Below are 7,905 nucleotides of genomic sequence, written 5' to 3'. Positions count from 1 at the left end.
CGGAAGGGCCGAACATCCCGCCGGAACCACCCGGGCGAACGGAATCCCCGGATGCAGCTCACACGTCAGCGCGGATCCGCGTAGCTGCGTCCTTCCCTGGTCGACGTGCTGGGTGTCAAGGGTCGAACTTGTTCGAGCCCGCAGGGCCGCGAAGCGCCCTTGATACCCACCACCTCGGCTAGCACACTCCCGCAGCGGAGACCGCGCAACCACACTGCCAATGCACCGGCGCAAACCACATCACCCAATGCACCGGGCGGCAACCACATCACCCTTGCAGTTGCCTATAGCAACTACATGACGTCGGCGTGCTCGTCGTACGCCAGACACTGGAGGAAAGCAACAGCGAAGACCCGCCCCAGGAGCTCGGGCGGGCCTTCGGTGAGGACGATCAGTGCTGACTGTGTCAGTGCTGGTAGACGTCCGACTGGGGATCGCCGTGGCAGCGCTTGTACTTCTTGCCGGAGCCGCAGGGGCAGACCGCGTTGCGCGGCGTGCCGGCGTACTCGAGTGCGCCTTCTTCGCCGGCTTCGGTGCGGACCGCTACCTCGTCGTCACCGTCGATGGTCGGCGCGGAGTACGACAGCTTTTGCGGGCGACTGCTGCCGCTCAGCCCCTTGGCTCGCAGACGTGGCGTGTCCTGCGGGCGCGGGGTGTCCTGCGGGCGCTCGTCGGTGTCCGCGTCGCGGCCCGGGAACTCTGCTACCGGTGCACCGGGAGTGAGGATGTCCTCGGCCTCCTGGACCACCTCTGCCTGCGCGACCAGCTCCGCCTGCATCGCCTCGACGTCGACCTCGACGTTGAAGATGAAGAGGACCGACTCCTCCTTGATGGATTCCATCATGGCGGCGAACATGTCGTAGCCCTCGCGCTGGTACTCGACCAGCGGGTCGCGCTGCGCCATCGCGCGCAGGCCGATGCCCTCGCGCAGGTAGTCCATCTCGTACAGGTGCTCGCGCCACTTGCGGTCCAGCACGCTGAGCACGACCCGGCGCTCCAGTTCGCGCATCGCGTCGCTGGTGAGCAGCTCCTCGCGGCGGGCGTAGGCGTCGCGGGCGTCCTCGATCAGCCGCTCGACCAGGAAGTCCTGGGTCAGGCCGGAGCGTTCGCCGCCGGCCTCCTCGATCAGGTCTTCCTCGGTCAGCTCGGTCTGGTAGAGCGTCCGCAGCGCGGTGAACAGCTGCTCCAGGTCCCAGTCCTCGGCGAACCCGTCGGCCGTCGCGCCCTGGACGTACCCGGTGACGGTCTCGTCGAGCATGTCCCGCACCTGCTCGTGCAGGTCGGCACCCTCGAGCACCCGGCGGCGCTCGTCGTACACGACGTGCCGCTGCCGGTTCATCACGTCGTCGTACTTGAGGATGTTCTTCCGGGTCTCGAAGTTCTGCGCCTCGACCTGGGACTGTGCCGACGCGATCGCCTTGGTGACGACCTTGTTCTCCAGCGGCACGGTGTCGTCGTCGTTGCGCGACATCGCCCAGTCGACCATCTCGCGCTTGAACAGCCGCATCAGGTCGTCCTCGAGGGACAGGTAGAAGCGCGACTCGCCCGGGTCACCCTGGCGGCCGGAACGACCGCGCAGCTGGTTGTCGATCCGGCGGGACTCGTGCCGCTCGGTGCCGAGCACGTACAGCCCACCGACCTCGGTGACCTCGCGCTGCTCGTCCTTCACCTGCTGCTCGAACTGCTCCAGCACCTTCGGGTACTCGGCCTCGTACTCCTCCGGCGTCTCCGCCGGGTCGAGGCCGCGGGCCCGCAGGTCCTTGTCCGCAAGGAACTCAGGGTTGCCGCCCAGGATGATGTCGGTACCACGGCCGGCCATGTTGGTGGCCACCGTGACCGCCGCCTTGCGGCCGGCCTCGGCGACGATCGCCGCCTCCCGCTCGTGCTGCTTCGCGTTCAGCACCTCGTGCTTGATGTTGCGTCGCTTCAGCTGGGCGGACAGCCGCTCCGACTTCTCCACGCTGGTGGTACCGACCAGGATCGGCTGCCCGGTCTCGTGCCGGCTGACGATGTCCTCGACCACCGCGTCGAACTTGGCTTCCTCGGTGCGGTAGATCAGGTCGCGCTGGTCGGCCCGGACCATCGGCTTGTTGGTCGGGATCGGGACCACGCCGAGACCGTAGATCTTGGAGAACTCGGCCGCCTCGGTCATCGCCGTACCGGTCATGCCGGCCAGCTTGTCGTAGAGGCGGAAGTAGTTCTGCAGCGTGATCGTCGCCAGCGTCTGGTACTCCTCCTTGATCTCGACCTTCTCCTTGGCCTCGATCGCCTGGTGCAGACCCTCGTTGTAGCGGCGGCCGTGCAGGGTCCGGCCGGTGTGCTCGTCGACGATCAGCACCTCGTCGTTGACGACCACGTAGTCCTTGTCCTTGCGGAACAGGTCCTTGGCCTTCAGCGCGTTGTTCAGGTAGCTGATCAGCGGGGTGTTGGCCGACTCGTACAGGTTGTCGATCCCGAGCCGGTCCTCGACCTTCTCGATCCCGCGCTCGAGGATCGCGACGGTGCGCTTCTTCTCGTCCACCTCGTAGTCGGCGACCGGGCGCTGCTCCTCCGGGATCTTGTCGTCGGCGAAGCGCGCTTTCAGGGTCGAGGCGATGTTCGCCATCTCGACGTACCAGCGCTGCGAGTCCTCGGCGGGGCCGGAGATGATCAGCGGGGTCCGGGCCTCGTCGACCAGGATCGAGTCGACCTCGTCCACGATCGCGTAGTTGTGCTCGCGCTGCACGCAGTCGGCGATGTCACTGGCCATGTTGTCGCGCAGGTAGTCGAAGCCGAACTCGTTGTTGGTGCCGTAGGTGATGTCCTTGGCATAGGCGATCCGGCGCTCGGCCGGGGACATCTCCGGCAGGATCACGCCGTAGTCGACCCCGAGGAAGTTGTAGACCCGGCCCATCCACTCGGCCTGGAACTTGGCCAGGTAGTCGTTCACCGTGACCACGTGCACGCCCTTGCCGGACAGCGCGTTCAGATAGGTGGGCAGGGTGCCGACCAGGGTCTTGCCCTCACCGGTCTTCATCTCGGCGATGTTGCCCAGGTGCAGCGCGGCACCGCCCATGATCTGAACGTCGTAGTGCCGCTGATGCAGGGTCCGCTTGGCGGCCTCCCGGACCACCGAGAACGCCTCGGGCAGCAGCGCGTCGAGAGACTCCCCGTTGTCGATCCGCTGCTTGAAGTCGGCGGTCTGGCCGCGCAGCTCCTCGTCGGACATGCTGACGAAGTCGTCCTCGATCGAGTTGACCAGTTTGGCGATGCCCTCGAGCCGGCGCAGGATCTTGCCCTCGCCGATCCGCAGGACCTTGTCGATCACCTTCATGGTGGGGAGTTCTCTCCTTGCTGCTGAAGCCTGGTTGCGGCGGGCTTGCCGTCAGTCCGCCCACCCGGGGCGGGGCGCGGTCCACCCGCCGAGCGGGCGTGCGTCACCCATGGTACGGGGCCGGGTGTGTCAAGCCACCTCCAGTGTGAGTCGCCTGGCTGCGTCGCCGTCAGGTGACCCACGACCGGGACGCCGGGAAAGTTCCGCCTCCCCGGTCCGCCCAGCCCGGGTGGCCCGCTCAGAACCCGCGCAGGGCGTCACTCAGCGCAGGTGAGAGGTCACCGCCACCGGCCATCCGGACCTGGTCGAGCCCCAGCCAGCCGGCCAGCTGAACCAGCTCCGCGGCCAGCTCATCGGGGGTCTCCAGCGGCGCGCCCGGCTCCGCATGGGCCGACTGGACCAGCAGCACGCCCGCGATCCGGTCCGCCTTCAGGTCCACCCGGGCGACCAGCCGGTCCCCGAGCAGGAACGGAAGCACGTAGTACCCATGGACGCGTTTCTCCGCCGGGACGTAGATCTCGATCCGGTAGCGGAAGTCGAACAGCGCCTCGGCCCGGGTCCGCTCGAACACCAGCGAGTCGAACGGGCTGACCAGAGCCCGCGCGTTCACCCGGCGCGGAAGCTTGGCATCACGGTGCAGGTAGGCAGGACGTTTCCACCCCTGGATCGCGACTGGGAGGAGCTCTCCTTCTTCAACCAGTTCGCCGATCGCCTGGGCGGTGGCGGCGGGCTCAGTACGGAAGTAGTCCTTCAGGCACTGCGCTGTGGCGACGCCGTGGGCTCGGGCCGCGATCGAGACCAGTGCCCGATGCGCCTCGTCCGGCGTCGGGGTCGGCGTCGCCAGTACTGCGCTGGGCAGCACGCGCTCCGGTACGTCGTACATCCGCTCGAACTGCTGGTTCCGCCGGGCCACCGTGATCTCGCCGGAGAAGAAGAGGAACTCCAGCGCCCGCTTCACGTCGGACCAGTTCCAGCCCCAGTTGGTCCGGTCGCGCTCCACGTCGTCGTCGATCTCGCGCGCGGTCAACGGTCCGTGGTCGCGGACCTCCGCGAGCACCTGCTTGACCAGGTCCGGTCGCTGGACCGCGATCGACCTCGGGCCACCCCAGGCCTCGGTGGCCGCGCGCGCCATCCGCCACCGCATCAGCGGGTGCGTCTCGACCGGGACCAGGGAGGCCTCGTGCGCCCAGTACTCCACCAGCTTGCGAGGTGCCTTCCCGGCCGCGCGGTCCAGCAGATCGCGCGGGTACGGACCCAGCCGGGAGTACAGCGGGAGGTACTGCGCGCGGCTGAGCACATTCACCGAGTCGATCTGGATCAGGCCGATCCGGCCGAGCACCCGGCTCAGCGCCCGCCGGTCGGGCACACCCTTGGGCCGTGGGTCGGTGAACCCCTGGGCGGCCAGCGCGATCCGCCGGGCCTGCGCCTGGGACAACATCTGCGTCTGGGTCTGCACCTTGATCACGGTCACCTGAGGAATTGTGCCGGGCCGCACCGACAAAATCCGGCATAACTCCGGAGTTACCGCAAGTGAGAGGTGCGCTACCGGGTGTACGCAAGGGAGTCTTCGACCAGGCCGCGACGCCCGCGTGGTCTGTGTCCACCTGTGGAGTGTGAGGCAATGACAGGAAAATTCCAGCTGGTCCGTGCGGTCTTGGCGGCGACTGCGCTCGCCGCAGCGTCCCTCGGCGCCGTGTCGGCGACCGCATCGGCCGCCCCGGCGCCCGATGAACCGCATACCCGGATCGTCGGCGGCGAGATCGCCCACACCGCGGACACGCCCTGGGCGATCGCCCTGAACAACAGCGCGTCCCCCGACCCCACCGGCCAGTACTGCGGTGCCACGCTCGTCGCCGCGAACAAGATCGTCACGGCCGCGCACTGCGCCACGGAGTCCGCCAGCACATACACGGCGATCCAGGGCCGCGACAAGCTGGCCGATTCCGGCGGCCAGACCTCAGCGATCAGCAGTATCTGGGCCGACCCGGCGTACGGATCGCAGCCCGGCCACGACGTCGCGGTGATGACACTGGCCACGCCGTTCACCGGCGTACCGACCCTGCCGCTGGAGACCAGTACCGCGGCGGACGCCGCCGGTGCGGCATCGGTCGTGTACGGATGGGGAACCACCGAAGGAACCGGCCCGGCCTCGACGTTCCAGAAGGTCGCGGTCCCTGTGCTCGGCGACGCGTACTGCGAGGACGCGTACGCGAGCGAGGATTACACCGCGGACGGCGAGATCTGCGCCGGCTACGAGGACGGCGGCAAGGACTCCTGCCAGGGTGACTCCGGCGGCCCGCTGGTGCTGGCCGGGAAGCTCTTCGGCGTCGTGTCCTGGGGCATCGGCTGTGCGGATGCCGGCAACCCGGGCGTCTACGCCGAGGTCGCCACCTACTCCGCCGAGCTACAGGCCCAGATAGGCGGCTAGACCCACAGCGAAGGCAATAGGGGCTCGGTCCGGAGACCGAGCCCCTATTGCCTTCGCGGGCTCCTCCCGAGTCAGACGGCCAGCCGGATCACGCCGTAGTCGTAGCCGCGGCGGCGGTAGACGACGCTGGGCTGGTTCTCATCCGCGTCGACGAACAGATAGAAGTCGTGCCCGACCAGTTCGAGCTCGTAGAGCGCCTGGTCCAGGGACATCGGCTTGGCGGTGTGGGTCTTCTCGCGCATCACCAGCGGCCCGTCACCGGTCACCATCAGGGAACCGAACTTCTGGATCGACAACTCGTCCTCGGCGGCTGTTTCCTCCACTACGGGGGCGTGGCCGTTCAGCGGTTGCTTGGCAGCGACATGCCGCAGGCCTTCCGGCGCGTGCTCGCCGCGGTGCACCCGGCGGCGGTCGGCGGCCTTGCGGACCTGGGCCCGCAGCCGGTCCAGGCTGACGTCGAACGCCGCCTGCTTGGTCTCACCGCACGCTTCGGCCCGGACCACGGGTCCCTTGGTGTACATGGTGAGCTCGACTCGCATCGCCCGGTCGTGCTGTCGCGGGTTCTTCTCCTGGCTTACTTCTACTTCGCATCGCAGTACCCGGTGATCGACCTTCTCGATCCGTTCGAGTTTTTCCTCGACGTACTGCCGGAAGCGGTCACTGACTTCGCAGTGATGACCCTTGACAACGACGTCCACGGAAACCTCCATCGATCGGCGACATCTTTTACGTCTCCGGACCCCCGTTTGGCTCTCTGTCAGCTGAGGTGGGGCGCCCGAAACGAGAACACCCGCTGTCCGGCCCGGCGGACTCCGTGGTGAGGATTCCGGCTGATCCGGCCCTCGCCCACATCCACGTCCGACAAGCCCAAGCGGGTGTCATAGGCCAACGCTAGTCGGCTTCGGGCGAAACCGGTAGAGAAGTTCTCATGAACCGACCGGTAGCCGGCGCCGGGTCGCGGCCACCACCGCGCAGCCGAGGACACCGATCCCCGCTGTTTCCATGGCCCGGCAGGCCTCGGCGAGCGTGGAACCGGTGGTGAGGACGTCATCGACCAGCAGGACCGGTTGATCCGTCAGTCTTTCAGCCCAGCGCGAACTGGTCGCGAAAGCGCCGGCCAGGTTCACCGCCCGTTCGCCGGCGGACAACCCGGCCTGGTCGGCAGGACGCCGTACGACGGTCAACGCGTCGGCCAGGCGCACGTCATATCCCTGTCCGCGCAAGGTCCGGGCGGCCGCGACGGTCATCCGGCGAAGCGGGTCATGGCCGCGGAGCCGGACCGTGGATCGCGACGACGGGACCGGGCAGAGCCACACCGCCCGGCCTGTCCCCAGAGCCAGGACGACTGCTCGCGCCAGTGCCTGTCCCAGTGGTTTGGCGAGCGCGTACCGAGCGTGCTCCTTATGCGCGAGGATCAGCCGCCGCGCGACGTCGGAGTACGGCGTGGTCGCGGTCGGCGGACGGAGTCCGGCAGGGATGGGGTCGGGCCAGGCGCGGAACGGCGTCGCGGTGATCAGGTCGGCACGACAAGCGGAACACAGAGAGATCCCTGGCCGGTCGCAGCCCGCGCAACTGCCGCCGAGGACGAGATCCACGAACGCGTCCCGCACCGACACCACGACAACGATCCGCGATCGCCCACCCCACTCGCAACCACCACCCGGACAACCTGTGGACAGAGTCAGCCCGGGTAGACGGGGTCAACGGCGGGGCCGGGGTCGTCGCCGAGGTCGCCCCAGCCGAGGTCCTTGTTCAGCCAGTGCAGGTGCCCCTGGTTGTCCTTGACCACCGGCAACGTATCGACGTTGCTGTTCGAGACCACCGTGACAGCCTCGAAGTTGGTGGCGCCCGGGATCTGCCGCGGCTGCGAACCGTCGGCGTTGACCTGCCAGGGCTGCCGCGGCGAATCGGCCGCCTGCTTGCCGGTGACCAGGATGCCGGCCTGGGCCCAGGAGACATCGGTGATGTCGAGCAGCGACAACTCCAGCGACCGGAGTTGGCTGAGCACCGGCTGCTTCGCCTCGTTGGTGGTGACCGCGCCGGTCTGGACGATGGTCTCCCCGGTCTTCTTCTCCAGCACCAGCAGCGCACGAACCCCGTCCGGCGCCATCCGCAGGACGGTCGGCCTGCTGCCCTTGAAGTCGGTCCGGACCTCGATGACCTT

General features: G+C 68.1%; 6 protein-coding genes. 1 reads left to right on the top strand and 5 read right to left on the bottom strand.

What is annotated here, in order from left to right:
* Positions 1-406 precede the first annotated feature (406 nt).
* Positions 407-3,313, bottom strand: coding sequence for a preprotein translocase subunit SecA (gene secA / locus VFG33_RS09130; protein WP_325024436.1), 2,907 nt, complete (start codon positions 3,311-3,313; stop codon positions 407-409).
* Between the two features lie 238 nt (positions 3,314-3,551).
* The gene (locus tag VFG33_RS09125) at positions 3,552-4,751 is read right to left on the bottom strand and encodes a winged helix-turn-helix domain-containing protein (RefSeq protein ID WP_325024438.1); all 1,200 of its coding nucleotides are present in this window, start codon (positions 4,749-4,751) and stop codon (positions 3,552-3,554) included.
* A 183-nt stretch (positions 4,752-4,934) separates the two neighbouring features.
* On the opposite strand from VFG33_RS09125, the gene VFG33_RS09120 reads away from it, so the two are divergent.
* On the top strand, positions 4,935-5,741 hold the full coding sequence (locus tag VFG33_RS09120) for a S1 family peptidase (RefSeq protein WP_325024434.1): 807 nt from the start codon (positions 4,935-4,937) through the stop codon (positions 5,739-5,741).
* A 71-nt stretch (positions 5,742-5,812) separates the two neighbouring features.
* Here the strand turns inward: VFG33_RS09120 and hpf are convergent, their stop codons facing one another.
* The 3 genes from hpf to VFG33_RS09105 all read right to left on the bottom strand — a co-directional run.
* The gene (gene hpf / locus VFG33_RS09115; protein ID WP_325024432.1) at positions 5,813-6,439 is read right to left on the bottom strand and encodes a ribosome hibernation-promoting factor, HPF/YfiA family; all 627 of its coding nucleotides are present in this window, start codon (positions 6,437-6,439) and stop codon (positions 5,813-5,815) included.
* Positions 6,440-6,667: 228 nt separating this feature from the next.
* The gene (locus VFG33_RS09110; protein ID WP_325024430.1) at positions 6,668-7,357 is read right to left on the bottom strand and encodes a ComF family protein; all 690 of its coding nucleotides are present in this window, start codon (positions 7,355-7,357) and stop codon (positions 6,668-6,670) included.
* 65 nt (positions 7,358-7,422) lie between these two features.
* The coding region (locus VFG33_RS09105) for an LpqB family beta-propeller domain-containing protein (protein ID WP_325024427.1) at positions 7,423-7,905 on the bottom strand (483 nt) is incomplete at its 5' end.

The organism is Kribbella sp. (assembly GCF_035687465.1).
In the GTDB taxonomy this organism is placed as follows: Bacteria; Actinomycetota; Actinomycetes; order Propionibacteriales; family Kribbellaceae; genus Kribbella.
Note: the sequence above shows the minus strand (reverse complement) of the source record. Positions and strands in the feature narration are given on the sequence as shown.

Excerpts from the sequence above, each read along its gene's own strand:
- secA (WP_325024436.1), bottom strand. The coding sequence starts at position 3,313 with ATGAAGGTGATCGACAAGGTCCTGCGGATCGGCGAGGGCAAGATCCTG.
- VFG33_RS09125 (WP_325024438.1), bottom strand. The coding sequence starts at position 4,751 with ATGTTGTCCCAGGCGCAGGCCCGGCGGATCGCGCTGGCCGCCCAGGGG.
- VFG33_RS09120 (WP_325024434.1), top strand. The coding sequence starts at position 4,935 with ATGACAGGAAAATTCCAGCTGGTCCGTGCGGTCTTGGCGGCGACTGCG.